The 25,261-nt window shown below is 38.3% G+C and carries 21 protein-coding genes; 11 read left to right on the top strand and 10 right to left on the bottom strand.

Annotated features, from left to right (window positions below):
• Positions 1–567: 567 nt before the first annotated feature.
• Positions 568–3,198, bottom strand: a complete 2,631-nt coding sequence (gene alaS, locus FJ651_RS00645; protein WP_140988471.1) for an alanine--tRNA ligase — start codon at positions 3,196–3,198, stop codon at positions 568–570.
• Between the two features lie 132 nt (positions 3,199–3,330).
• On the opposite strand from alaS, the gene FJ651_RS00650 reads away from it, so the two are divergent.
• The 6 genes from FJ651_RS00650 to FJ651_RS00675 are packed head-to-tail and all read left to right on the top strand — an operon-like array spanning position 3,331 to position 7,250.
• Positions 3,331–4,302, top strand: a complete 972-nt coding sequence (locus tag FJ651_RS00650; protein ID WP_140988472.1) for a M23 family metallopeptidase — start codon at positions 3,331–3,333, stop codon at positions 4,300–4,302.
• Between the two features lie 2 nt (positions 4,303–4,304).
• The gene (locus tag FJ651_RS00655; protein ID WP_140988473.1) at positions 4,305–4,634 is read left to right on the top strand and encodes a MerR family transcriptional regulator; all 330 of its coding nucleotides are present in this window, start codon (positions 4,305–4,307) and stop codon (positions 4,632–4,634) included.
• A 12-nt stretch (positions 4,635–4,646) separates the two neighbouring features.
• Positions 4,647–5,246, top strand: coding sequence for a LemA family protein (locus FJ651_RS00660; protein ID WP_140988474.1), 600 nt, complete (start codon positions 4,647–4,649; stop codon positions 5,244–5,246).
• Positions 5,247–5,255: 9 nt separating this feature from the next.
• A complete protein-coding gene (locus tag FJ651_RS00665) occupies positions 5,256–5,696 on the top strand; it encodes a TPM domain-containing protein (protein WP_140988475.1) in 441 nt (146 codons plus the stop codon).
• A gap of 5 nt (positions 5,697–5,701) precedes the next feature.
• Complete coding sequence (locus FJ651_RS00670; protein ID WP_140988476.1) at positions 5,702–6,538, top strand: TPM domain-containing protein; 837 nt, start codon at positions 5,702–5,704, stop codon at positions 6,536–6,538.
• A gap of 19 nt (positions 6,539–6,557) precedes the next feature.
• On the top strand, positions 6,558–7,250 hold the full coding sequence (locus FJ651_RS00675; protein ID WP_140988477.1) for a sialate O-acetylesterase: 693 nt from the start codon (positions 6,558–6,560) through the stop codon (positions 7,248–7,250).
• 9 nt (positions 7,251–7,259) lie between these two features.
• Here FJ651_RS00675 and FJ651_RS00680 read toward each other — a convergent pair whose 3' ends face one another.
• Positions 7,260–10,043 carry an outer membrane beta-barrel protein gene (locus FJ651_RS00680; protein ID WP_140988478.1) on the bottom strand — a complete coding sequence of 928 codons (2,784 nt, stop codon included), beginning with the start codon at positions 10,041–10,043 and terminating at the stop codon, positions 7,260–7,262.
• 161 nt (positions 10,044–10,204) lie between these two features.
• Positions 10,205–11,509, bottom strand: a complete 1,305-nt coding sequence (der, locus tag FJ651_RS00685) for a ribosome biogenesis GTPase Der (protein WP_140988479.1) — start codon at positions 11,507–11,509, stop codon at positions 10,205–10,207.
• Positions 11,510–11,590: 81 nt separating this feature from the next.
• On the opposite strand from der, the gene FJ651_RS00690 reads away from it, so the two are divergent.
• Both FJ651_RS00690 and FJ651_RS00695 read left to right on the top strand, forming a co-directional pair.
• Positions 11,591–12,088, top strand: a complete 498-nt coding sequence (locus tag FJ651_RS00690; protein ID WP_140988480.1) for a GTP-binding protein — start codon at positions 11,591–11,593, stop codon at positions 12,086–12,088.
• Between the two features lie 92 nt (positions 12,089–12,180).
• Positions 12,181–12,915: an SIMPL domain-containing protein gene (locus FJ651_RS00695; RefSeq protein ID WP_140988481.1), complete on the top strand. Its 735-nt coding sequence runs from the start codon at positions 12,181–12,183 to the stop codon at positions 12,913–12,915.
• Here FJ651_RS00695 and era read toward each other — a convergent pair.
• A complete protein-coding gene (gene era / locus FJ651_RS00700) occupies positions 12,912–13,793 on the bottom strand; it encodes a GTPase Era (protein WP_140988482.1) in 882 nt (293 codons plus the stop codon). The genes FJ651_RS00695 and era overlap by 4 nt on opposite strands.
• Before the next feature lie 133 nt (positions 13,794–13,926).
• Between era and FJ651_RS00705 the strand changes: the two genes are divergently transcribed.
• Positions 13,927–15,594: a formate--tetrahydrofolate ligase gene (locus tag FJ651_RS00705; protein ID WP_140988483.1), complete on the top strand. Its 1,668-nt coding sequence runs from the start codon at positions 13,927–13,929 to the stop codon at positions 15,592–15,594.
• Between the two features lie 33 nt (positions 15,595–15,627).
• Here the strand turns inward: FJ651_RS00705 and FJ651_RS00710 are convergent, their stop codons facing one another.
• Both FJ651_RS00710 and FJ651_RS00715 read right to left on the bottom strand, forming a co-directional pair.
• Entirely contained in the window at positions 15,628–16,113 is a 486-nt protein-coding gene (locus tag FJ651_RS00710) for a transposase (protein ID WP_246085276.1), read from the bottom strand.
• A 188-nt stretch (positions 16,114–16,301) separates the two neighbouring features.
• Positions 16,302–19,766, bottom strand: coding sequence for a methylmalonyl-CoA mutase family protein (locus FJ651_RS00715; RefSeq protein ID WP_140988485.1), 3,465 nt, complete (start codon positions 19,764–19,766; stop codon positions 16,302–16,304).
• 171 nt (positions 19,767–19,937) lie between these two features.
• Here FJ651_RS00715 and FJ651_RS00720 point away from each other — a divergent pair, with 171 nt between their 5' ends.
• Together FJ651_RS00720 and FJ651_RS00725 are read left to right on the top strand one after the other, a co-directional pair.
• Complete coding sequence (locus FJ651_RS00720) at positions 19,938–20,651, top strand: DUF4197 domain-containing protein (protein WP_140988486.1); 714 nt, start codon at positions 19,938–19,940, stop codon at positions 20,649–20,651.
• Between the two features lie 214 nt (positions 20,652–20,865).
• Entirely contained in the window at positions 20,866–21,045 is a 180-nt protein-coding gene (locus tag FJ651_RS00725) for a Lacal_2735 family protein (protein ID WP_246085277.1), read from the top strand.
• A 5-nt stretch (positions 21,046–21,050) separates the two neighbouring features.
• Here FJ651_RS00725 and FJ651_RS00730 read toward each other — a convergent pair whose 3' ends face one another.
• The 4 genes from FJ651_RS00730 to prfA all read right to left on the bottom strand — a co-directional run bounded on the left by FJ651_RS00730 (position 21,051) and on the right by prfA (position 25,183).
• Complete coding sequence (locus tag FJ651_RS00730; protein WP_140988487.1) at positions 21,051–22,286, bottom strand: outer membrane beta-barrel protein; 1,236 nt, start codon at positions 22,284–22,286, stop codon at positions 21,051–21,053.
• A 55-nt stretch (positions 22,287–22,341) separates the two neighbouring features.
• Positions 22,342–23,118: an ABC transporter substrate-binding protein gene (locus FJ651_RS00735; RefSeq protein ID WP_140988488.1), complete on the bottom strand. Its 777-nt coding sequence runs from the start codon at positions 23,116–23,118 to the stop codon at positions 22,342–22,344.
• A 32-nt stretch (positions 23,119–23,150) separates the two neighbouring features.
• Positions 23,151–23,981: an orotidine-5'-phosphate decarboxylase gene (gene pyrF, locus FJ651_RS00740; RefSeq protein WP_140988489.1), complete on the bottom strand. Its 831-nt coding sequence runs from the start codon at positions 23,979–23,981 to the stop codon at positions 23,151–23,153.
• A gap of 125 nt (positions 23,982–24,106) precedes the next feature.
• Positions 24,107–25,183 (bottom strand): peptide chain release factor 1, encoded by a 1,077-nt coding sequence (gene prfA / locus FJ651_RS00745; RefSeq protein WP_140988490.1) that lies wholly within the window; start codon positions 25,181–25,183, stop codon positions 24,107–24,109.
• Positions 25,184–25,261 lie beyond the last annotated feature (78 nt).

The raw sequence follows: 25,261 nt of genomic DNA on the forward strand, positions 1-25,261 counted from the left end.
TTTACAAGGATTCTACGCTACCTGATTAGAATTTATACATCTGTGATAATCCGTGCAATCTGTGTCTAAAAAAATATGTAATTAAAACTCTGTGAAACTCTGCGAAACCTCTGTGAAACCTCTGTGAAACTCCACGGTACAATTCTATTTTAATTATTTCACAAAGATTCGCCGAGAACCACCGAGATTCACGGAGAAAATTTGACACGGATTTCACTGATTTACAAGGATTCTACGCTACCTGATTAGAATTTATACATCTGTGATAATCCGTGCAATCTGTGTCTAAAAAAATATGTAATTAAAACTCTGTGAAACTCTGCGAAACCTCTGTGAAACCTCTGTGAAACTCCACGGTACAATTCTATTTTAATTATTTCACAAAGATTCGCCGAGAACCACCGAGATTCACGGAGAAAATTTGACACGGATTTCACTGATTTACACGGATTCCATTCCATCTTATTAGAATCTATACATCTGTGATAATCCGTGTAATCTGTGTCTCAAAAAAAATATGTAAGTAAACACCGCATAACTCGCGGCACAAAATCCGCCCGCTAAATGCTAAACATAACTTGCTGCAGCCACCAAAGCCTTAGCAATACCGTCAGGGTTTTTGCCGCCGGCAGTTGCAAAAAATGCTTGTCCACCGCCACCACCTTCAATATATTTACCAAGTTCTCTAACCACCTGGCCTGCATTCAGGTTACGGTTGGCTACCAATTCTTTTGAAATGTAGCAACTCAATAAAGCCTTGCCTTCATTACTGGCGGCTAATAATAAAAACAGGTTGTTCATATTGCTGCCAAGGCTAAAGGATAAGTCTTTGATAGTAGCAGCATCAGCATCGATTTGTTTGGCCAAAAACTGCACCCCATTAATGGTGGTAAGTTCGTTTTTTAATTCGCCTTCAAGGCCTTTGGCCTTTTCCTTCATTAACTGCTCAATCTGTTTTTTAAGCTGTGCATTTTCGTCCTGTAATGCCTGAACGGCTTTAACAGGCTCCTGGGCGTTATTGAGCAAACTTTTTACTTCAGTAAATGTATGTTGTGCATCTAAATAAAACTGTTTTACAGCAAAATTGGTAATGGCTTCTATACGTCTAACACCGGCTGCAACGGCACCTTCGGATATAATTTTAAAATGCCATAAATCGGCCGTATTTTGCACATGAGTGCCACCACAAAGTTCTATAGATTTTCCAAATTTGATGGTTCTAACTGTATCGCCATACTTTTCACCAAATAAGGCAATGGCACCATTTTCTAAAGCTTGTTGAATGGGAATGTTGCGATGTTCTTCTAAGGCAATTTTTGCTTCAATTCTGGCATTGACAAAGTTTTCGACTTGTTCAATTTCTTCACTGCTCATTTTGGCAAAATGAGAAAAATCAAAACGCAGTTGTCTGGCATTAACAGCACTTCCTTTTTGTTCAACATGCTCACCTAATACTGTTCTCAAAGCCTGGTGCAGTAAATGGGTACCTGTGTGATTACAAGCGGTTCTGTAACGAAAAGTCTCGTCAACCACCGCCGTAAACGCATCGTTTAAATGCTTTGGCAATTCTTTGGTGAAGTGAATAATAACGTTGTTTTCCTTCTTAGTATCAATAATATAAGTTACATCACCATTGGTAGATTCTATATAACCCTTATCGCCTACTTGTCCGCCACCTTCGGGATAAAACGGTGTTAAATTAAATACCAGCTGGTACAAAGTACCTTCTTTTTTAGACACCACTTTTCGGTAGCGCGTAATTTTAACGGGAGCTGTTAGCTGATCGTAACCAACAAATTCTTCAAAGGCATCGTTAGCCAATATCGTCCAATCATCGGTGGTCATTTCACCGGCGGCTCTGGAGCGGTCTTTTTGCTTCTTCATTTCAGCCTCAAAACCAACTTCGTCTATTTGCTTGCCTTCTTCCTTAGCAATTAAAGCGGTTAAATCTTTTGGAAATCCAAAGGTATCGTAGAGTTCAAAAACTTTTTCTCCTGATAACACCTCGCCTTTGGTATCTTGTATCATTCGGTTGAGCAACACCAAACCTTGATCTAATGTTCTTAAGAAGGATTGTTCTTCTTCCTTTATCACATTTTTAATAAGCGTTTGCTGTGTTTTTAACTCAGGAAACGCTTCACCCATGGTATTGGTGAGTACTGTAACCAATTTGTAAATAAACGCTTCTTTCTGGTTCAAAAATGTGAATCCGTATCTAATGGCACGTCTTAAAATTCGTCTAATCACATATCCTGCGCCTGTGTTGCTTGGTAATTGCCCATCTGCAATAGAAAAAGCAACGGCTCTTACATGGTCTGCAATGACTCTGATAGCGACATCAATTTTGGTATCATTGCCATAGGTTACGTCTGTAATGGTAGCTATTTCTTTAATAATGGGCGTAAAAACATCTGTATCGTAATTAGATTGTTTGTTTTGAAGCACCATGCACAAGCGCTCAAATCCCATTCCGGTATCAATGTGTTTGGCGGGTAGCATCTCTAAACTTCCGTTGGCCTTGCGGTTGTATTGCATAAACACCAAATTCCAAATTTCAACTACTTGCGGATGGTCTTGATTAACGAGCGTCTTTCCGTCAATCTTTAATTTTTCTTCAGCATTTCTAATATCTACATGTATTTCGCTACAAGGCCCGCACGGACCCTGATCGCCCATTTCCCAGAAATTGTCCTTTTTATTGCCTTTTAAAATACGGTCTTCAGAAATGTACTGTTTCCAAATATCGTAAGCCTCTGTATCCATTGGGATGTTATCGGCTTCGTCTCCTTCAAAAATGGTGACGTATAAAATATCTTTATCGATTTTAAAGACTTCGGTAAGTAACTCCCACGCCCAGGCAATGGCTTCTTTTTTAAAATAACCGCTTTCAGGATGCGCCGGATCCCCAAAACTCCAGTTACCAAGCATTTCAAATAAAGTGTGGTGGTAGGTATCGTAACCAACTTCTTCCAAATCGTTGTGCTTACCGCTAACGCGCAAACATTTTTGTGTGTCGGCAATTCTGTTACTCTTAGGTGTGGCATTTCCCAAGAAATATTCTTTAAACGGTGCCATGCCGGAGTTGACGAACATCAACGTTGGATCGTCTTTTACCACCATTGGCGCCGACGGTACGATTAAATGGGATTTATCCTGAAAAAACTCTAAAAATTTACGACGTACTTCCTGCGATTTCATGGAGGTAATTAACTGCTTTGTGTTGTTAAATTAAATTTAATGCGAAACAATCTTTATATTTGTTCGTTACTTTTGTTTTAAGGGTGTAATTAAAGCACTTTTAAACAGTGCAAAAATAGCATAATTTAGCAAATGAGTAAGGTAAAATACTTCTACGATCCCGAAACCTTAAGCTACAGGAAAATTGAGCGAAAAAAGGGTACAACCTTAACATACGCCGGCTTATTTTTACTGGCATCGGCTTTGTTTGCCTTTTTGTTTGTGTTTATCGCTAGTCAGTTTATCGAATCGCCTCGTGAGCGTGAAATAGCGCGGGAATTAGACAATATGAAGTTACAGTATAAATTGCTTAACAACCGTCTGGATGCCGCTTATGCCGCGCTTGAAAATGTTGAAGACAGAGATAATGCCATTTACCGACATTATTTTGAAGCCAATCCTATTCCTCTTGAACAAAGACGCGCAGGATTTGGCGGTATTAACCGATACAAAAAATATGAAGGTTACGACAACTCTAACCTTATTATCGAAGCCAACAAAAGATTGGACGTGCTGGAAAAAGCTATTGTTGTGCAATCCAAATCTTTAGACGAAATTGCTGTTCTGGCCACAGATAAGGAAAAGTTTTTAGCAGCCATTCCCGCTATTCAACCGGTAAAAAATGAAGACTTAACAAGAATGGCCTCGGGCTTTGGCTATAGAATAGACCCTTTTACAAAGGTTAGAAAATTTCATTATGGTATGGATTTCACTGCACCAAGAGGAACCCCTGTATACGCCACCGGTGATGGTGTGGTTGAGCGCGCCGATAATAATGCCAGTGGTTATGGTAAACATATTCGAATAGACCACGGCTATGGTTATGTATCGCTTTATGCCCACTTGTACAAATACAATGTAAGGGCGAACCAGCGCGTAAAACGCGGTGATTTAATTGGATATGTGGGTAGTACTGGCAGATCTGAAGCACCTCATTTACACTATGAAGTATTTAAAGATGGTGAACGTATTAATCCTATCAACTTCTATTATGGCAATTTAAGCGCCGAAGAATTTAATGAACTGCTACAACAAGCTTCACTTGAAAACCAATCATTAGACTAATCATGCATATTGAATTACCCGAAAAACGCTATTACAGCATTGGCGAAGTAGCCAAGGCATTCAATGTGAATGCCTCCTTACTTAGATTTTGGGAAAAAGAATTTAACGTACTTCAACCTAAAAAAAACGCCAAAGGCAACCGAAAGTTTACTCCCGAGGATATTAAAAACCTCAAACTCATTTACCACCTGGTAAAAGAACGCGGATTTACTTTAGAAGGTGCTAAAATTCACCTAAAAGAAGAAAAAAAAGAAACACTCAATAATTTTGAAATTATCGGTAAATTAGAAGGTATTAAACAACAACTTATCAATATTAAAAATCAACTTTAAAAACACAGCATCATGAAAAAATGGTTAATTCCTGTAATTGTACTTGGCGTAATTGGATTAGGATTATACACTTGGGCTAAAAACTTCAATAATACCGCTGTAACACTTAAAGAAACGGCCACCAAAACCTGGGGCGATGTGGAGAGCAGTTACCAACGCCGAAACGATTTAATTGGCAACCTGGTTAAAACAGTGCAAGGTGCGGCCGATTTTGAAAAAAGTACCCTCGAGGCTGTTATTAAAGCAAGATCTGAAGCTACAAAAACTACTATCGACCCTGCCAATATCACTCCTGAAGATTTGGCGGCTTTTAACCAGGCACAAAGTGGTTTGAGTAGTGCTTTATCCAGATTACTGGTAACTGTAGAGCGCTATCCCGATTTAAAAGCCAACCAGAACTTCCTGGAATTACAAAGTCAGCTCGAAGGCACCGAAAACCGCATCAATATTGCCAGAGACCGCTTTAACGAAGCCGTAGAACCATATAATAAACACATTAAAACCTTTCCTAATACATTGTTAGCAGGTGCCTTTGGATTTGAAGATATGAACTACTTTAAAGCTGAAGCAGGAGCTGAAATTGCTCCCGATGTAGAATTCGATTTTAAATAGAAAAACTTCATGTCTCATATAGAAGATTTTTTATCTCACGAAGCGGAAACCGAAATTGTTGAAGCCATCAGAAATGCCGAAGCTCAAACCTCAGGTGAAATAAGGGTGCATATTGAAAGTAAGTGCGATAACGATCCCTTTGAGCACGCGCTGGAAGTGTTTCACGAACTTAAAATGGACAATACCAGGCTGCAAAACGGGGTGTTAATTTACGTAGCCGTTGATTTAAGACAGTTTGTGATTTATGGCGATAAAGGCATCAACGATGTGGTACCAATTGGCTTTTGGGACTCTACACGAGACGCCATGCTCGCGCATTTTAAAAATGGCAATTACAAAGACGGACTCATAAAAGGTATTGAAGAAGCCGGTAAAATGCTGTCTAAATACTTCCCATGGGAACACGGCAACACCAACGAACTATCTAACGATATTTCTAAAGGTTCTTAGCACTAATGAAGTTAAAACAGTACCATTTTAAAAACAATGTCAGCTTTAACTTGATTAGACAAAGATTACTTTTGTTATTGTTGTTAACTTCTATTCAGTTGGTAAATGCGCAATTTAAAATTCCTCCAATACCCGAAAAACAAACCAGCGTTTACGATTACTACGAATTGTTGAGTCCTACCGAAAAATCGTATCTCGAAGACAAACTTGTTAAATATTCTGATACAACATCCACACAAATTGTCATCGCCATTATTGCCAGCACCGAAGGTGAATACATCAACTATCTGGGCGCACAATGGGCTCATTCCTGGGGCATTGGTCAGGCCAAAGAAGACAACGGTATACTAATTTTATTAGCCAAAGACGACCGCCGCATTGCTATTAATACCGGCAAAGGTGTTGAACATTTACTCACCGATGCCATGAGCCGGCGCATTATAGAACGTGACATCATTCCTTATTTTAAGATAGACGATTATTACGGCGGACTTAACCGTGGTACCGACGCTATTTTTGAGGTGATGCAAGGCGAATACAAAGGCAGTCGAAAACAAGACGAAGCACCGTTTCCGGTAGGTTTTTTTGTAGTATTACTTTTTATATTTATCATACTTATTATAGCTATTTCAAAATCCAAACACAATGGTGGCGGTTCGGGCGGTCAGTATCGCTCAACGGGAAGCTTGCTCGATGCCATTATACTCAGCAATATGGGTCGCGGTACCTATCGCAGCAGATCTTCGGGTAGCTTTGGCGGTGGTAGCTTTGGCGGTGGCGGTTTTGGAGGCGGCTTCGGTGGTGGAAGCTTTGGCGGCGGCGGTGCCTCGGGTGGTTGGTAGAATTTCGAAATCCTAATTCATGAAGTACAAAATAATCTTTGTTTCTTGTTGGTTGAGCATCACCGCAGGTTCATCGCTCTTCTCACAAGGTAAACATCTGTTTATACTATCAGGTCAGTCTAATATGGTAAGACTGAATGTTGAGGAATCTTTTCAACCTATCTTAGAGGAAACATTCGGTACCGAACATATAATCATTGTTAAAGATGCCATGGGCAGTCAGCCAATTAGACGTTGGTATGTAGGGAATGAATCTAACGAAAATCCCGATTTATATCATAGACTAATAAAAAAAGTAACTACCCCAATTAAAGATAAAACGCTTGCCAGTATAACCTTTGTTTGGATGCAAGGCGAACGCGATGCAAGAGAAGCACTGGGTGATATTTACGAGGCAAATTTTACAGGCTTGTACAACCAACTTTGTAATGATTTAAACACGAAACAAATCAATGTGGTAATAGGTCGTTTGAACGATTTTGATATGAATAATAATAGTTATCTGCATTGGACAAAAATCAGAGCAGTTCAAGAACAATTGGCTAACTCAAATCCGCGTTTTGAATGGGTTAACACCGACGATTTAAACGATGGTTTTGATCGCGAAGGTAAAGCCATAGAAAACGATTTGCATTTATCTGCCGAAGGTTATATGGTTTTAGGAAAGCGATTCGCCGAAAAGGCCATTATACTTATCGAAAAGTTTAAATAAATCGCTAGTTTAATCGTAAAAAATAAAATCGCCGCCACTGGTATCTCCCTTTTTACCCAGTGTATTAAACTTCCAGCTAAAGCTCAGCATAAAATACTGGCGTAGCACAGTGCTTTCGGTATCTTGAATAAAATCGCCGTTGGCAACCCTTCTAGCATTGGTATTCTGATTGAGCAAGTCATATATTTTAAGAGTTAAAATAGCCTTGTCTTTCATAAAACTATAAGCTACGGTACTATTCCAAAACCAAGCACTACGTTGAAAACCGTCGGCTACATTGGGATTGTAATTAAAGGCAATGTCGTTACGCCATTCAAATTTTTTGGGTAAAAAAGTGGCTGTAGCTAAGCGCAAGGTATGACTCACAAAACTCTGATTATCTATGGCTTCTAAATCAAATTTATTTTCGGTTAAGTTTAAACTGTAATTAGGCCTTAATTCAAACAAATCTTTCCAGTTAAAGGTGAAACCCACACGCGGACTCACGGTTAAATTAGTGGAATTGTACTTCACCTCATTGTTGAAATTAACTGCATTTCGAAAGGTTGTAAATGCGCCAAAATTAAATTTGATGGTACGCAAAGAATCTAAAGTTGCTTTTTTACCCCAGCTTACATCGCCGTAAACATTGTAATTACCATTAACATTTTCGTAAGTAGTGGTTCTTACCAAATTTTCATCTATTACAGATTTGGTGACTACATCATCAGTTTGGGTACTAAAATTTAAATAACTGTAAAAACCTGAACCACTTTGCCAATCATAATTGGTATAGCTAAACGACACATCATGAGAGTTGGTGGGATTCAATTCCGGATTACCGGTAATGATGTTCAACGGATTATTCACATTTTGAAACGGCTGTAACTGATTAATTGAAGGCGGTCTGTTACTCAGCCTATAATTTACATACACATATGCAGATTCTGAAAGATTGTAATTAACATACGAATTCATTTCTATGGCGTCAAATCTTCGGTTGAGGCTTAAGTCGGGTCTTAACTGGTCACTGTTGCCCAAAGTTCTGTTGACGTAACCAATATTAAAATTAGCCGAAAATTTATCAACCCTGTACTGCAAACCAATACTGGGTTTACTCACGGTGTTGGTATTGGTGAAATCTGAACTCAAATCGGTATTAAAAACATCAAAGTCTTGGGAAATCTCATTAAAATCGAAGGTTGAATTTTGATTTTCACGCCTATTGTTGGTGTATTCATAAGCCAACGATAAAAACAACTTTTTAGCTATTAAGGCTTGTCTAAACGTTACATTTACTCCTAAATCGTTAAAGGTCTCATCTCTTTGGGTGAATTGATTTCTAATCACATCTTCCTGATTGGCATCTTGAAACAAGGCTTCAGACTGAAGAAATATCTCATCATCGGCGGTATTAAACGCTGTGTTAAAACCAAATCTCAGCGAGCTGCCCTTGTTTCCCAAACGTTTGGTTAAATCTACCCGATTACTGAAATTTCTGCGTTGATTATCGCTAAAATTTTCTGCTGAAGACGTATTGATCAACTCATTATTGCTATTGAAGGATTCGGCAGAAGACAGACTGCTGGCTTGCGATTGTCCGTAAGAAAAAGCGGGCCGAATATTCAATAATAAGGTAGAATCAATTTTGATATCTAATCGCGCATTCACCGAATGGTTTTGGTTATCGGTTAGGTCGCTGCTTCTTGAGTTCGAAAAAAACCGGTCGTCTGGCAAAATAGTTTCGCGATTGGTAACTGTTTCGTTTTCTGAGTTGCTATTGCTGTTAAAATAATCTGCAGAAATATCAACCCCTTTACTGATGACATCAGCATAATTAGCGCCAATATTTGAAGAAGTTACAATGCCATCACCACCACCAAAACTCCTACCATCAATATTAAAACTGCCGTTTGAGCTCACCGACATAAAACTGGCATTGCCAAACATTTTTTGAATTTCGCCAAAACTAAAACCCGGTGAATTAATATTATTGCCACCTGCCAAAACGCTCACACGCCGGTCGTTATTAAAGTAGTTGTAGAGACCTGCAAATTCGTAGCGGTCGTCGGTGCCATAACCTGCTGCCAATCGCCCAAAATGTCCTTTATTATTTTCTTCAGAAATGGTAAGGTTAATGGTTTTACTGGTTTGGTCGCCATCTTCACCGGCGTAGGCTTGGGCTTGAGATTTGGTATCTACAATTTGAACTTTCTCTATAATTTCTTTGGTGAGATTTCGGGTGGCAATGGTGGCATCATCGCCAAAAAAGGGTTTACCGTTAACTAAAATTTCAGAAACCGGCTTGCCATTTATGCTGATGTTGCCTTCTTCATCTACCTCAACACCCGGTAATTCTTTAAGCAAATCTTCAACAGTGGCATCTTGTTTGGTTTTAAAAGAGCTCACGTTGAATTCTAAAGTGTCTTTTTTAATAGTCACCGGCGCGCGCGATTTTATCAATACCGCATCCAGTTCGTTGGCGGCTTTCATTGAAATCGATTTTAAATCGGCTCCGCCTTTTTCAAGGTCAATGGTGGTTACAAAAGGTTGGTAACCCAGATAAGAAACTGTTAAGTTACATTGTTTAAAAATGGATTTCCCTTCCAATAAAAATACACCGTTTTTATCTGAAATGGTGTAGCTAATAAGCGTACTGTCTGTAACCGTTTCTAAATAAATAGTGGCCGATTCTAAGGGCAATTGCTCATCTGCCGAAACTACTTTACCCGATATTTTATAGGTATTATTCTGGGCATAATTAAAAGAAATAAAAAAGCATAAAACAAGGGTAATTAAGCATTTACTGTTCATTAATTGATTGATTGATGAATGATTGCTAAAGAAACGATTATATTTTTAGTTTCGTATGAATTTTCTTTAAAAAATTCATTTTTCAGCGTATAATCAATTAATTACACAAAAAAATAAAAAAAGTTAAAAAATTAAGACGTTAATTACAAAAATATCTAATCTTACTTTTTCCGCATATAAATACTAATAGGCACACCGTGAAAGTCAAATTGCTCGCGCAGCTTGTTTTCTAAAAAACGCTTATAAGGTTCTTTAACATACTGCGGTAAATTGCAAAAAAACGCGAACTGTGGTTGGGGTGTTGGCAATTGTGTGATATATTTAATCTTAACATATTTGCCTTTAAGTGCCGGTGGTGGATTGTTTTCTATAATAGGCAACAACACCTCGTTAAGAACGCTGGTTTTAATATTTTTAGATTTGTTTTGATACACCTCAACGGCTGTTTCAATAGCTTTATAAACGCGTTGTTTGGTCAATGCAGAAATAAAAATAATTGGCACATCTGTAAACGGTGCTATTTTTTCTCTGATTTCTTTTTCAAATTCTTTGGCTGAATTGGTCTCTTTCTCTACCAAATCCCATTTGTTCACTAAAATCACAATACCTTTTCGATTGCGCTCGGCCAGCCAAAAAATATTCTGATCTTGACCGTCAAAACCTCGCGTAGCATCCAAAACAAGTAAACAAACATCGCAGTGCTCTATGGCGCGAACACTTCTCATTACAGAGTAGAATTCCAAATCTTCTTTTACTTTAGATTTTCGTCTGATACCGGCGGTATCAACCAGATTAAATTCAAATCCAAATCGGTTGTATCTGGTGTCAATGGCATCGCGGGTTGTACCGGCAATATCGGTAACAATGTAACGCTCCTCTCCTATTAAGGCGTTGATAAAAGACGACTTCCCGGCGTTGGGTCTGCCCACAACGGCAAATCTGGGTAGATCGTCAACTCGAACATCCTCTTTTTCAGGCAGGGCTTTTACCACGTCGTCTAACAAATCGCCTGTACCACTACCGTTAATACTTGAAATTGGATAATATTCGCCTAAACCTAAAGAATAAAATTCAACAGCCTGAGCCAAGCGGTCGTTATTATCTACTTTATTAATCACCAGAAATACAGGTTTATCTACTTTTCTAAGCAAATTAGCCACTTCTTCGTCCATACCTGTAACGCCGCTTTCTACTTCAACCATAAAAATGATGGCATCGGCCTCATCGATGGCCAGTTCAACCTGCTTATCTATTTCAGCCTCAAAAACATCGTCGCTGCCCTTTACATAACCGCCGGTATCAATTACCGAAAACTCTTTGCCATTCCAGTCGGTACGGCCGTAGTGGCGGTCTCTGGTAACACCACTCACAGCATCAACAATGGCTTCTCGGCGCTGTATTAAACGGTTAAATAAGGTAGATTTACCTACATTGGGTCTTCCTACTATGGCAACTATGCTACTCATGGCTTTTAAATTGTTTGCAAAGGTACTATTTAAATTTAAAGAAAAATGTGTTACTTTTCATGCACCTAACATCATCAATTTATGTCAACAGCCAACGATATTGTTTTAAGACCGCGTTTCAAGAAAAATATTCAGTTTCATCATGAAGTTATTCTGAAACATTTCGGCACAAAAAATAAAGAGAATTCGCCTTTTGTAGTTACCCGAATAGACGACCACGTGTTTATTAAATACCCCAAAGCCCAACAAAAATTCTGGACACCTGAGCTTCATCTGGAAATTAATTACAAAGACGAACAATCGGCCGAACTCCACGGACTCTACGGTCCAAGTCCAACAGTTTGGACACTCTTTATGTTTTTACACTTTTTAGTGGGAACCGTATTTGTAATTTTTGCCGTTTGGGCCTACACCAATTGGAAATTAAATTACGACTACTACCTCCAAATGTTGGTTTGTGCCCTGATGGTGATGGCATGGATTGCTCTTTACGTTGCGGGACGTATAGGTAAAACCGTCAGCAAAAGCGAGATGCATGAATTAAAAAATTTCATGGAAACAACCATATCCGAACTTTAATCGTATATGTTAAAAGCTCTGGGGTCTTAATAATCTTATCTTAATACTTCAGTCTTAATACTTAATACTCATATCTTAATACTTTTACCATCATGAAAAAACACCTTTCAGCCATCATTTTCGGAATCGCAATTGTGATCGCCGCGTACTTATTAGGAAATGCCGTTATCAATAGAAATAATGCCCAAGGAAGCATCTCAGTGACGGGTTTGGGTAATGCCGATTTCTCATCGGATTTGATTGTTTGGGAAGGCTATTATTCAAGAGAAAACATCGATTTAAAACAGGCTTACAAAGATTTGGAAGCCGATAAAGCCATCATAACCGATTATCTTACCGGCAAAGGCATTACCAAAGAAGAAATTGTTTTTAAAGCGGTTAACAGCCGAAACAACACGCGCTCAAAATACTCAACCGACGGAAAATACATGGGTGAAGAATTTTTGGGCTATGTGTTAACCCAATCGTTACAAATAGATTCAAAAAACGTTGAAAACACCGAAAAAGTCTCACGAGAAATTACCGAACTGCTCAACAAAGGCATTCAATTTTACTCGCAACCACCACGCTACTACTATACTAAATTAGCCGATTTAAAAATCGAAATGATTTCTAAAGCCACGCAAGATGCCTATACGAGAGCACAAAAAATAGCTGAAAATTCAGGCGCTCAGTTAGGCGAACTGATTACAGCTAAAATGGGAATTTTTCAAATTACGGGGCAAAATTCAGACGAAGAATACGCTTGGGGCGGTACATACAACACCTCATCTAAAGAAAAAACCGCATCCATCACGATGAAATTAGACTATAAGGTGAAAAACTAATTCTGATTATATCCAAAACGTTTCAGCTGGCGCTCATTACTGCGCCAGTTTTTGTTGACTTTTACATACAATTCCAAATGCACCTGCTTTCCGAAAAATTTCTCTAAATCTTTTCGGGCCTCTACACCAACGCGTTTAAGTGCACTGCCTTTATGTCCAATAATGATGCCTTTTTGGGTATCGCGCTCTACCATAATTATCGAACGCATTCTGATAATATTGTCAGACTCGAAAAACTCTTCGGTATCAATTTCAACCGAATAGGGTATTTCTTTTTTATAATGTAACAGTATTTTCTCTCGGATGATTTCGTTAACAAAAAAGCGCTCGGGCTTATCGGTAAGTTGATCTTTGGGGTAAAATGGCGGCGACTCGGGTAATAATTCAATAATACGATTAAACACTTCCGGCACACCAAAACCATTTAAAGCCGAAATGGGAAAAATCTCGGCATTAGGCACCTTTTCTGTCCAATAGGCCACTTGGGCCTCAAGAGTTTCCTGATTGGAATTATCAATCTTATTCAGGAGTAGCAATACAGGAATTTCACTATGTCTTATTTTATTAAAAAAAGATTCATCTTTTAATTCTTGTTCGCCAATTTCAACCATATAAAGCAGTACATCGGCATCTTCAAAAGCCGACTTAACAAACTGCATCATAGATTCTTGTAACTCATAAGCAGGTTTTATAATTCCCGGTGTATCAGATAATAACACCTGAAAATCTTCACCGTTAACAATCCCCAAAATTCTATGTCGCGTAGTTTGTGCCTTAGAGGTAATAATCGATAATCTCTCGCCCACGAAGGCATTCATCAGGGTAGATTTCCCAACATTGGGATTGCCTATAATATTTACAAATCCGGCCTTATGCATCTCTTAATTTTTCGCAAAGTTACAACCTTTAAAGTTAATTGTGCTTCATCTTTTTTAGCATCGCTTTATGATGAAGGTCATAATTACCAACGCTTAAAAATGATAGATTTGTTTACAATGAAAATTTATAGCCATGACCGACTTACAAATTGCCAAAAAAGTTCAATTACAACACATCAACACCATTGCGGAAAAACTGGGTATCAACCCTGACAATATTGATCCCTACGGAAAATATAAAGCCAAATTACCACTAAGTTTAATCAATAGAAAACAAGCCGAAAAAAGTCATTTAATTTTGGTTTCGGCTATTTCACCAACACCTGCAGGCGAAGGTAAAACCACGATTTCCATTGGTTTGAACGAAGGTCTCAATCAAATTGGCAAAAAAAGTATTGTAGTGTTACGCGAACCTTCGCTGGGACCCGTTTTTGGCATTAAAGGCGGCGCTACAGGCGGCGGTTATTCACAGGTGTTGCCCATGGAAGATATCAATCTACACTTCACGGGCGATTTTTCGGCCATAGAAAAAGCCCACAACTTACTGGCAGCCATTATCGATAATAACATTCAAAGTAAAACCACCAGTGTCAATCTTGATCCGCGTACCATTTCATGGAAACGCGTGATTGACATGAACGATCGTGCCTTACGCAGGGTCATCGTTGGCTTGGGAGGAACCACCTCGGGAGTGCCAAGAGAAACGGGATTCGATATTACAGCCGCATCCGAAATCATGGCCATTTTGTGTTTAGCCGAAAGTTTAAGCGATTTAAAACAGCGCCTCGGCAATATTTTTATTGGATACACATTCGATAAAAAACCCATTTATGCAAGAGATTTAAAAGCCGAAGGTGCCATGGCAGTACTTCTGAAAGATGCCATTAAACCAAATTTGGTGCAAACTATTGAAGGCAACCCGGCCATAATTCACGGTGGACCATTTGCCAATATCGCACAAGGCACCAACTCGGTAATTGCTACACTTACCGGAATGAGTCTGGCCGATTATACCGTTACCGAAGCAGGTTTTGGATTTGATCTGGGTGCCGAAAAATTCTTCGACATCAAGTGTCAAAGCGCCAAACTCAACCCAAAAGCCGTGGTGCTCACGGCTACGATCAGAGCTTTAAAATATCATGGTGGTGCCGATTTAAAATCGCTTACTGCACCCAATGTGGAGGCACTAAAAAACGGACTCCCTAATCTGGAAAAACATTTAGAAAATATTTTAAAGTTTAAGGTAACACCCATCATCGCCATTAACCGCTTTGCTACTGATACCGATGAAGAAATTGCAGTCATCAAAAATTTTGCTGCTCAAAAAGATATTCCCGTTGCTTTAGCCGATGTTTGGGCAAAAGGTGGTAAAGGTGCCGTAGAATTGGCGCAACTGGTAGTTAATGCCATTGATAAAAACACCTCACAATTCACACCATTGTACAAGTGGGAAGACAGCGTTACCGGTAAAATAGAAACCATCGCCACCAGAATTTACGGCGCAGAACACGTAGATTACACGTCGCGAGCCAGGGCCGACCTAAAAAAGATAGCCGATTTGGGCTTGGAGGGTCTACCGGTTTGCATCGCTAAAACCCAAAAGTCTTTGTCTGACAATCCGCTGTTATTAGGCCGGCCCAAAGACTTTATCATCACTGTAAGAGAAATTGAAATTGCAGCCGGCGCCGGATTTTTAATTCCGATCACAGGCGATATTATGCGAATGCCCGGACTACCGCCACATCCTGCAGCAGAGAACATCAGTATTGATGATGATGGGGAGATTAGTGGGTTGTTTTGACAGTTTTCTATAATAAAGCCAACTCACTGAAAATTATTTGATTTGCTTATCAATCCATTTTTTAGGATTCAAATCAATGTACCGTGATATATTGTAGTATGCCTTTGAATTTCTTATAATGCTATCATGAAATGATCGTTGCCAAACAAAATTTTCAAAGCCGCTGCCGTGAATTAATTTTGAAGAGGTAGTTTTTAAAGCCCCAATTAAACTTGATAAAGATTTGATTTTTAATTCTTCATCTTTCACTCGCGAACGATCAATTTCGATAATCAAATGAACATGATCCGGCATCACCACATAATTATGAATCTCGATATATGGATATTGATTGGCCAGCCATTTTATCTGCGATTCTACAATGAATCCGAATTGATTTAATTTCAATCCGGGCGATTGATATACGGGCGACTCGCGAGTCGCCCTATCTGTCTCCCCATCAATCGCACCATCCTGAACGGGCAAGTCGCGACTTGCCCCATTCTGAGCTGCCCAAAAGCAGCAAATTCTATCCTTCACGCAAATTGTGACGAAATAGAGACCATTCTTTGAATAATCATAGCCTATCATTCTATTTCGCTTTCTATTTTTCATTATTGATTGATTATCAATTATAAAAATAAAAAAATAATCGAAATATTGAAAGGTGCGACTCGCGAGTCGCCCCTCCTACCCCACCATATGTAGGGGCGACTCTCGAGTCGCCTCTACATATTTCTTCTATACTGCCCACCTACCTCAAACAAGGCATGGGTGATTTGGCCCAAAGAACAATACTTGCAAACTTCCATCAATGCTTCAAATATATTGTCATTATTGATGGCCTTTTGCTGAAGATTTTTAATCATTTCTTCTGTATGATGCGCCTGATGTAAATTTTGAAGGGTTTTTATTTGGTATTGTTTTTCTTCTTCCGTGGCACGAATGACCTCCTTAGGCTGAATGGTTGGTGAACCTTTACTGCTCAAAAAGGTGTTGACACCAATTATTGGAAATTCGCCGTTGTGCTTTAAGGTTTCGTAATAGAGACTCTCTTCCTGAATTTTTGAACGCTGATACATTGTTTCCATAGCACCCAAAACGCCACCACGTTCGGTAATACGGTCAAACTCCAACAATACAGCTTCTTCTACCAAATCGGTTAACTCTTCAATAATAAAAGCGCCTTGTATGGGATTTTCGTTTTTGGTAAGTCCCAGTTCTTTATTAATGATCAATTGAATGGCCATGGCACGGCGCACACTTTCTTCGGTGGGTGTGGTAATGGCTTCATCATAAGCATTGGTATGCAATGAGTTACAGTTATCGTAAATAGCATACAGGGCTTGTAATGTAGTACGTATATCGTTAAAATCAATTTCCTGGGCATGTAAACTTCTCCCCGATGTTTGTATGTGATACTTCAACATCTGCGCACGTTCGTTGGCACTGTATTTATTTTTAAGGGCTTTTGCCCAGATACGCCTGGCCACCCGACCAATTACGGCGTATTCGGGATCTATTCCGTTACTGAAAAAGAAGGATAAATTAGGCCCGAACTGATTGATGTCCATACCTCGCGACAAATAGTACTCTACGTATGTAAACCCGTTAGACAAAGTTAAAGCCAACTGTGTAATTGGATTGGCACCGGCTTCGGCAATGTGATATCCCGATATGGACACCGAATAAAAATTGCGAACTTGATTTTGAATAAAATACTCTTGAACGTCACCCATTAAGCGCAAGGCAAACTCCGTTGAGAAAATACAGGTGTTTTGCGCCTGATCTTCTTTTAAAATATCGGCTTGCACAGTACCGCGAACCTGAGCGATGGTTTTTGCTTTAATTTGGTTGTAAACCTCAGCCGGTAATACCTGATCTCCGGTAACGCCTAAAAGCATTAAACCCAAACCATTATTACCTTCGGGTAAATCGCCATTGTATCGCGGTCTTTCAACACCTTTATCTTTGTAAATGGCGTTAATTTTGGCTTCTACCTCTTTTTCAAGCTGATGTTCTTTGATATAAAGTTCGCATTGCTGGTCTATGGCGGCGTTCATAAAATAACCTAATAGCATTGGCGCCGGACCATTGATAGTCATACTTACCGATGTCATGGCATCTGCTAAGTTAAAACCGGAATAAAGTTTTTTAGCATCGTCTAAGCAACAAATACTTACACCGGCATTACCAATTTTGCCGTAAATATCGGGGCGGTAATCGGGATCGTTGCCGTAAAGCGTTACACTGTCAAAAGCAGTAGACAATCGTTTGGCTGGTAAACCGGCACTTACATAGTGAAACCTGCGGTTGGTACGTTCGGGTCCGCCTTCACCCGCAAACATTCTGGTGGGATCTTCACCGGTGCGCTTAAAGGGATACAAGCCTGCTGTAAACGGAAATTCTCCGGGTACATTTTCCTGCAAAACCCATCGCAAAATATCGCCCCAGGCACTGTATTTTGGTAAAGCTACTTTGGGGATTTGTAAATGCGATAACGATTTGGTATGGGTTTCAATTTTTATTTCTTTATTTCGAACCTTAAAACTGTAAATAGGCTCTTTGTAGCGATTAACTTTGTGGTTCCAGTTGGTTATGACTTCCCAGTTATACGGATCTAAATCCATTTTAACCTTATCAAATTCTTTAAGTAATAAGTCTAAAAAATGTTGATCGGTCTCATTTTTAGCTTGCTTTAAAACCAATTCATGGTTCACGCCCAATTTTTCCAGAAGCGATGCTTCGGTATCTGCATCATTAATTTGTGCTACTGTGACTATCGTTTTAAAAATACCGTATAATTTTTGGGCTACTGCTTCCTGTTCATTGGCGGTTTTGTCGTAAGCGCGGTTGTTTTCTGCAATTTCAGATAAATAACGCGTTCTGGCCGGTGGAATAACATAGCGCTTTTCGCTCATTTCCTTCGAAATTGTAAAGGTAGATGTTAAATCTGCCTTGGTTTTCTCAACCAGCAAGTCCATGACGGCTTTATAAAGCGTGTTCATTCCGGGATCGTTAAACTGCGAAGCAATGGTGCCATAAACCGGCATGGTATCCGGGTCTTCGTGCCATAGGTTGTGGTTACGCATGTATTGTTTTTTCACATCTCTAATAGCATCTAAAGCACCGCGTTTGTCAAATTTGTTGATGGCTACTATATCGGCAAAGTCGAGCATGTCTATTTTTTCAAGTTGCGTGGCCGCACCAAATTCGGGAGTCATGACGTAGAGAGACACATCGCTATGCTCCAGTATTTCGGTATCGCTTTGTCCGATACCTGAGGTTTCAAGAATAATTAAATCGTAATTGGCAAACTTAAGCACATCAATGGCTTCTTTCACATATTTTGAAAGCGCCAGATTAGATTGTCTGGTGGCCAGACTCCTCATGTAAACACGCGAATTGTTAATGGCATTCATTCTAATACGGTCGCCTAACAAAGCGCCGCCAGTTTTTCTTTTAGATGGATCGACCGATACAATACCAATGGTCTTTTCGGGAAAATCGATTAAAAATCGTCTAACCAGCTCATCTACCAACGAGGATTTTCCTGCGCCACCGGTACCGGTAATTCCCAACACCGGACTTGAAGAAACGGAATTTTCTGATGGAGCATTTACCGCCGTAAACAATTGATCAAACTCATCATGTTTATTCTCGGCAAAAGAAATCAACCTGGCAATGGTGGTGACATCTTTATCTTTTAAAGAGTTTTTGAGTTCCTTTCCCTTCGGAAGTTGTAAGGCCGGACTTTCGTAATCAGACTTTTCAACCAAATCGTTGATCATACCTTGCAAGCCCATTTCACGTCCGTCGTCTGGCGAATAAATGCGCGTGATGCCGTAATCCATTAACTCCTTAATTTCAGAAGGCAAAATAACACCACCGCCACCTCCGAAGATTTTAATATGTCCGGCACCGCGTTCCTGCAGCAAATCGTGCATATATTTAAAATACTCGTTGTGACCACCTTGGTAAGATGTCATGGCAATGGCATTGGCATCTTCTTGTATGGCCGTGTTAACAACCTCATCGACACTGCGGTCATGACCCAAGTGAATGACCTCAACGCCCGTTGACTGTATGATACGACGCATAATGTTGATAGCGGCATCATGACCGTCAAACAAAGACGCTGCAGTTACAATTCTGATATTGTGTTTTGGTTTATACGGTGCAATTGGTTCCATGTTCTGTCTAAGGATTTAAAGCCCTGCGAAATTACGGAATATTCAAAAAACCAAGGTTTATTTTAAGAAATTTAAAACTTTTTAAAATGAAAAAGCCGTTTGGTTAATTTTTTAATGTTTACTGAATTGTTTTCCTATTAAGTATCTTTACCGCTTTAAAAATTAAATAAAATGAAAAGAATATTCATAAGCTGTTTTGCTGTATTTACTTTGTACTCCTGTGCCGAATTACAACAAGTATTAAACGAATTTCCTGATACCGGTAGCGTTATCAACAACGCAGACATCGCCGCAGCGCTTCAGCAAGCTCTAAATCAAGGTATTGATAAGCAAGTCACCAAGCTTACACAAACTGATGGTTTTTTTAAAAACGAATTGGTAAAAATTATGCTACCAGCCGAACTTCAAAAAGTGGATAAAGGTTTGCGTGACATTGGTCTTAGTAATTTGGCCGATGAAGGATTAAAAGTACTGAACCGTGCTGCCGAAGACGCCGTAAAAGAAGCTACGCCCATATTTGTAGATGCCGTAAAAGGCATCACCTTTAACGATGTACAAAATATTTTAATGGGTGATAAAAATGCCGCTACCAGCTATTTAACCGATAAAACCCAAATGGCTTTATACGATAAATTTAAACCGGTCATCAACCAATCGTTTGCCAAAGTTGGCGCCGATGATATTTGGTCTAATTTAATTTCGAGATATAACGCCATTCCGTTTACAAACAATGTCAACCCCGATTTAACCGACTACGTAACCAACGAGGCATTGAAAGGTGTTTATACCATGATTGCTGTTGAAGAAGAAGAAATTAGAAATAAAATTTCTTCAAGAAGCACCGATTTAATGCGCAAAGTATTTGCGCTTCAAGATAAAAAATAAGCTATTTAATTAAGGCTTAATTTAATGCTAATGTTTAGATAACATTGAAATCAATATTTCATTGCATCTTTGTAATGCGAATAAAGGAAAATACATTTATCTTTAATTTGGATTAGCAAAAGTTGGTTTTAAAAGTCGGTTATAGTGACCGACTTTTTTTATTAAAGTTTTTTTAAATCGTATTAAAAAAATTACTAAATTTAAAAATACTTTAATGATGGAAACGCTTAAAAACATAAACGAAAGACGCAAACAGTTGCTATACCACTACAAAACGCTTATTGAAGAGTCTTACAATTTGCGCGAAACTGATTGTGCTTTGAGCGATATTCAAGAGTATAATGCTATTAAAACACTTGAGGAGCTTAATATGTTGAATTTTCTTTCGAGATAATAGTGTTATAATATCGTGTAACCAACAATGAAAGAAACACCCGAGTAAGAAGACGTTATAAAGCCAGATTCTTTATTTATATTTCTAGGAGCTGAATATCTGAACTCTAATGAAACTTTATTATTATAATCATATCCAAAACCCAGTAATAAATTACTAGTCGATTTTACATTTAACTCTAAATCGGGTGTTTGAGAAAATGAGAAATCGCTATCTAAATCTATAACCACTGCAATACCAACATTTCCAAATAATCTAGACTTATTATCTAAAAAGAAATAATGCCTAAGGGCGATTGGCATTTCAATATAATTATATTTAAGGGTAACCTCGTTATTTGTTACAACGCCACCTGACGAACTGTTTTGATTTACTCCTGTGGCTTCATAAGATTGATAAGAGGGTTCAACAAACAAACTCCATTTATTTCTATTAAATGGTAAAACATACTCTACTTCACCTCCAATTCTGAAACTTACTTGTTCAGGGAAATCTGCAGATATTAGATCTGACTGTCCAGGTCTTGCTTCAAATTTAAGCTCATTTTTAAAACTAGTAAAGCCTGCTTTTATTTTAAAATTAAAATATCCTTTTCCCTTTTCATCAGCGTAGATAATTGGTGAAATTTTCTTACACTCATTATATTTTTTAAATAAATCAATTAGATTTTTTTTATCATAGCTTAAACCTCTAGTATCAGATGAAGTTAAATCATCACATTTCAAATCGTAGTATAAGGCACTTCTGAATTCAGCATTAACAGCAACATTAGATTGGTCAATCTTATACTTTTTATAAACAAGTGGTTTTATTTCAGTTAGCTCACCCAAGTCGTAAAAAAATCGATTAACATTCTTACCTTCATAATAATACAAATTGGCCCCTCCTTTTACCAATTGCCTTAAAAATATAGTTCTAGTTTCAAACTCAGGTTCCTTTTTATTAGACATGTAAACCATACTGTTTGAAGACATATCTAAATCTACAGTAAATCTTTTGAATACTAAATTATACCCAATTCCAAACTCTTTAATCGTTCCAGTTGTGGCTCGAATTGTTTCGCTGGCATCTTCTGAAATTTTGTAAAAAATTTCTTCTGGATTACCTAACCATTCAGAATTTTTTATTAGGCAATCTACTCGGTTTCCATTATTGTCAATAATATATCCAGGTTCGAATTTAACTTGAGCATTAACGATAGAAATAAAAAGGACATTAATAAAAAATAATTTAATTTTCACAGTCTTAAATTTTAGAAGGGCAATATAAAATTATTGTAAGAAATTTTCTAATAAACTATGCAAAAATTAATTGAATAAAATAATCAAAACATTTAAATAGTCTCGAACCATACCAAGAAAACATTTCGCCATCTGCAATGATGACATCTTTTTCAGGAAACAGGTTTTTAAATTGTTCAAGATGATTTTTTTTAAAAGGAAAAGGTTCTGAAGATAACAAAATAACTTCTGCTTGTTGTAAATCTTTGTCAGTTAATTCTATTTCAGGATAACGACTTCTAAATTTGAACACATTATCAAATCCGGCTTCCTCGAGCATTGCGTTGATAAAAGTGTTATTAGCTACTACCATATAAGGTTGCTGCCAAATAAAATAGGCAGCTTTTTTCCTTTGAATTTGAGTGAGTTTTACTTGGAATTTAGTTCTATTGGCAAGAATTTGTTCAATGAGTTTATTGGCAGATGGGGTTGTATCAAACAATTCACCATAAAACTTTATAAGTTGTAAAGCATCATCAAAAGTGTTGACATCGCTAACTTCAACCCTTGCAATTTTTTCAAGTTCCAACACCATCTCCAAGGTGTTTTCTTCTTTATTACAAAGAATCATATCCGGTTGAAGTGCTTTTATCTTTTCGAAGTGAACTTGTTTAGTGCCGCCAACTACTGTTACTTCTTTTCGCAAATTTTTTGGATGTACACAAAACTTGGTGATGCCAACCAAACTGGATTGCAATCCTAAATCTACCAATAATTCTGTTTGACTTGGCACTAATGAAATGATACGGCTTGGAATATTTTTAGATTGTTTTTCGTTAGACTGATTTTTCATGGTTTCTCGCAAAGACGCGAAGGCGCCAAGAATTATTTACATTTAGGTTGATTTCTTAAAATCACAGTCATTGATTGCTGTAATTTAGAAGCTTGCTCGGCAGCTTTTTCAGCATAATCTTCAGCAGAAGAAGCATAAATAATTCCTCGAGATGAATTAATTAGCAATCCTACATTTTGAGTCATGCCATATTTACAAACTTCTTCTAAGCTACCACCTTGAGCGCCAATACCGGGAACCAATAAAAAATTATCGGGAATAAGCTTTCTGATGTCGGTTAAATATTCGGCTTTTGTAGCACCAACCACATACATTAAATTTTGAGAATTTCCCCAGGATTTTGAAGTGATAAGAACCTTTTTGTATAATTCTGTATGGTCTACAGTCTTAGTTTGAAAATCAAAAGCCCCTTCATTTGAGGTTAATGCCAGTAAAATGGTGTGCTTGTCTTTAAATTCTAAAAACGGCTCCACCGAATCTTTGCCCATGTATGGCGCAACGGTTACACTGTCAAAACCTAAATCTTCAAAAAAGGCTTTGGCGTACATTCGGCTGGTATTGCCAATATCGCCGCGTTTGGCATCGGCTATGGTAAAAATTTCAGGATAATTTTTATTGAGATAATCAATCGTTTTTTCTAAAGCCTGCCAGCCTTTAAGTCCGTAAGCTTCGTAAAATGCCGTATTGGGTTTGTAAGCCACACAAAACTGATGTGTTGCATCTATAATTGCCTTATTAAATTCAAAAATAGGGTCTTCTAACTTTAGTAAATGCTCGGGAATTTTATTTAAGTCAACATCTAATCCAATACAAAGAAAAGATTGCTTTTTCCGAATTTGATCTACTAAAAATTCCTTGGTCATTGATTCTAAAATTGTAATTCAATTGGTCAACCTATATCAGGGACGTACACATTTCTCTTCTCTCTTCTCTCTTCTCTCTACTCTCTTTTCTTTAAAAAGTCAAAGTAAATTAACCATCTCGAAAGTTACATCACATCTTCCGAAGCCTTCAATTTCTCTGTATTCTCAACCAGCATTAATTCGTCTAAAATCTTCTGAATATCTCCATTCATGATGTTTGGTAAATCGTAAAGGGTAAGACCAATTCTATGATCTGTAACTCGACCTTGCGGATAGTTATAGGTTCTGATTTTCGCACTTCGGTCTCCCGAGGATACCATGCTTTTACGCTTTTCAGAATCGGCTGCTTCTTTTTTGGCCAATTCCAGTTCGTATAATCTGGAACGCAAAACTTTTAAGGCCTTTTCTAAGTTTTTATGCGATGATTTTTCGTCCTGACACTTCACTATCATTCCCGTTGGCTCGTGGTGTAATTTAATGGCCGAATAAGTGGTATTTACAGATTGACCTCCAGGACCTGTAGATGTGGTGCGCTCAATTCTAACTTCGCTCATATCGAGTTGCACATCAAATTCTTCGGCCTCAGGTAACACCATTACGGTTGCTGCACTGGTATGAACTCTTCCCTGAGTTTCGGTTTGTGGCACACGCTGAACGCGATGTACGCCGGCTTCAAATTTCAAGGTACCGTAAACATCTTCACCATTGACTTCAAAAATAATTTCTTTGTAACCACCTGAGGTACCTTCATTAAAATCTACTACATTGACGCTCCAACCTTTGCTTTCGCAGTATTTGGTGTACATTCTGTATAAATCGCCTGCAAAAATACTGGCTTCATCACCACCCGTACCTGCCCGCAGTTCAACAACGGCATTTTTAACATCTTCGGGCGATTTTGGGATGAGCATAAATCTGATTTCATCTTCCAAATCGGGTAATTGTACTTTGGCTTCTTCAAGCTGCATCTTGGCCATTTCAACCATTTCGGCATCACTGCCATCGGCTATAATTTCTTCAGCTTCGGTGATATTATTTTGTAAATCGATGTAAATCTCACGTTTTTCAACGATGAGTTTTAAATCTTTATATTCTTTATTAAGCTTGATATAACGCTGCTGGTCTGCCATAATATCAGGCTGTATGATTAAATCACTTACCTCGTCGAATCGTTGTTTTACTATGTTTAACTTGTCTATCATAAAAATTATTAATCGCGCCGCAAAAATACGATATTTTCAGCATAGAAAAAGTACACTATGCGGTAATAGATTCAATAA

Origin of the sequence: Paucihalobacter ruber, assembly GCF_006494535.1 — a bacterium.
In the GTDB taxonomy this organism is placed as follows: domain Bacteria; phylum Bacteroidota; class Bacteroidia; order Flavobacteriales; family Flavobacteriaceae; genus Paucihalobacter; species Paucihalobacter ruber.

Excerpts from the sequence above, each read along its gene's own strand:
- FJ651_RS00695 (WP_140988481.1), top strand. The coding sequence starts at position 12,181 with ATGAAAAAACACCTTTCAGCCATCATTTTCGGAATCGCAATTGTGATC.
- FJ651_RS00650 (WP_140988472.1), top strand. The coding sequence starts at position 3,331 with ATGAGTAAGGTAAAATACTTCTACGATCCCGAAACCTTAAGCTACAGG.
- der (WP_140988479.1), bottom strand. The coding sequence starts at position 11,509 with ATGAGTAGCATAGTTGCCATAGTAGGAAGACCCAATGTAGGTAAATCT.
- FJ651_RS00725 (WP_246085277.1), top strand. The coding sequence starts at position 20,866 with ATGATGGAAACGCTTAAAAACATAAACGAAAGACGCAAACAGTTGCTA.
- alaS (WP_140988471.1), bottom strand. The coding sequence starts at position 3,198 with ATGAAATCGCAGGAAGTACGTCGTAAATTTTTAGAGTTTTTTCAGGAT.
- FJ651_RS00690 (WP_140988480.1), top strand. The coding sequence starts at position 11,591 with ATGTCAACAGCCAACGATATTGTTTTAAGACCGCGTTTCAAGAAAAAT.
- FJ651_RS00735 (WP_140988488.1), bottom strand. The coding sequence starts at position 23,118 with ATGAAAAATCAGTCTAACGAAAAACAATCTAAAAATATTCCAAGCCGT.
- FJ651_RS00720 (WP_140988486.1), top strand. The coding sequence starts at position 19,938 with ATGAAAAGAATATTCATAAGCTGTTTTGCTGTATTTACTTTGTACTCC.
- pyrF (WP_140988489.1), bottom strand. The coding sequence starts at position 23,981 with ATGACCAAGGAATTTTTAGTAGATCAAATTCGGAAAAAGCAATCTTTT.
- FJ651_RS00715 (WP_140988485.1), bottom strand. The coding sequence starts at position 19,766 with ATGGAACCAATTGCACCGTATAAACCAAAACACAATATCAGAATTGTA.
- FJ651_RS00665 (WP_140988475.1), top strand. The coding sequence starts at position 5,256 with ATGTCTCATATAGAAGATTTTTTATCTCACGAAGCGGAAACCGAAATT.
- prfA (WP_140988490.1), bottom strand. The coding sequence starts at position 25,183 with ATGATAGACAAGTTAAACATAGTAAAACAACGATTCGACGAGGTAAGT.
- FJ651_RS00655 (WP_140988473.1), top strand. The coding sequence starts at position 4,305 with ATGCATATTGAATTACCCGAAAAACGCTATTACAGCATTGGCGAAGTA.
- FJ651_RS00705 (WP_140988483.1), top strand. The coding sequence starts at position 13,927 with ATGACCGACTTACAAATTGCCAAAAAAGTTCAATTACAACACATCAAC.
- FJ651_RS00670 (WP_140988476.1), top strand. The coding sequence starts at position 5,702 with ATGAAGTTAAAACAGTACCATTTTAAAAACAATGTCAGCTTTAACTTG.
- FJ651_RS00660 (WP_140988474.1), top strand. The coding sequence starts at position 4,647 with ATGAAAAAATGGTTAATTCCTGTAATTGTACTTGGCGTAATTGGATTA.
- FJ651_RS00675 (WP_140988477.1), top strand. The coding sequence starts at position 6,558 with ATGAAGTACAAAATAATCTTTGTTTCTTGTTGGTTGAGCATCACCGCA.
- era (WP_140988482.1), bottom strand. The coding sequence starts at position 13,793 with ATGCATAAGGCCGGATTTGTAAATATTATAGGCAATCCCAATGTTGGG.
- FJ651_RS00680 (WP_140988478.1), bottom strand. The coding sequence starts at position 10,043 with ATGAACAGTAAATGCTTAATTACCCTTGTTTTATGCTTTTTTATTTCT.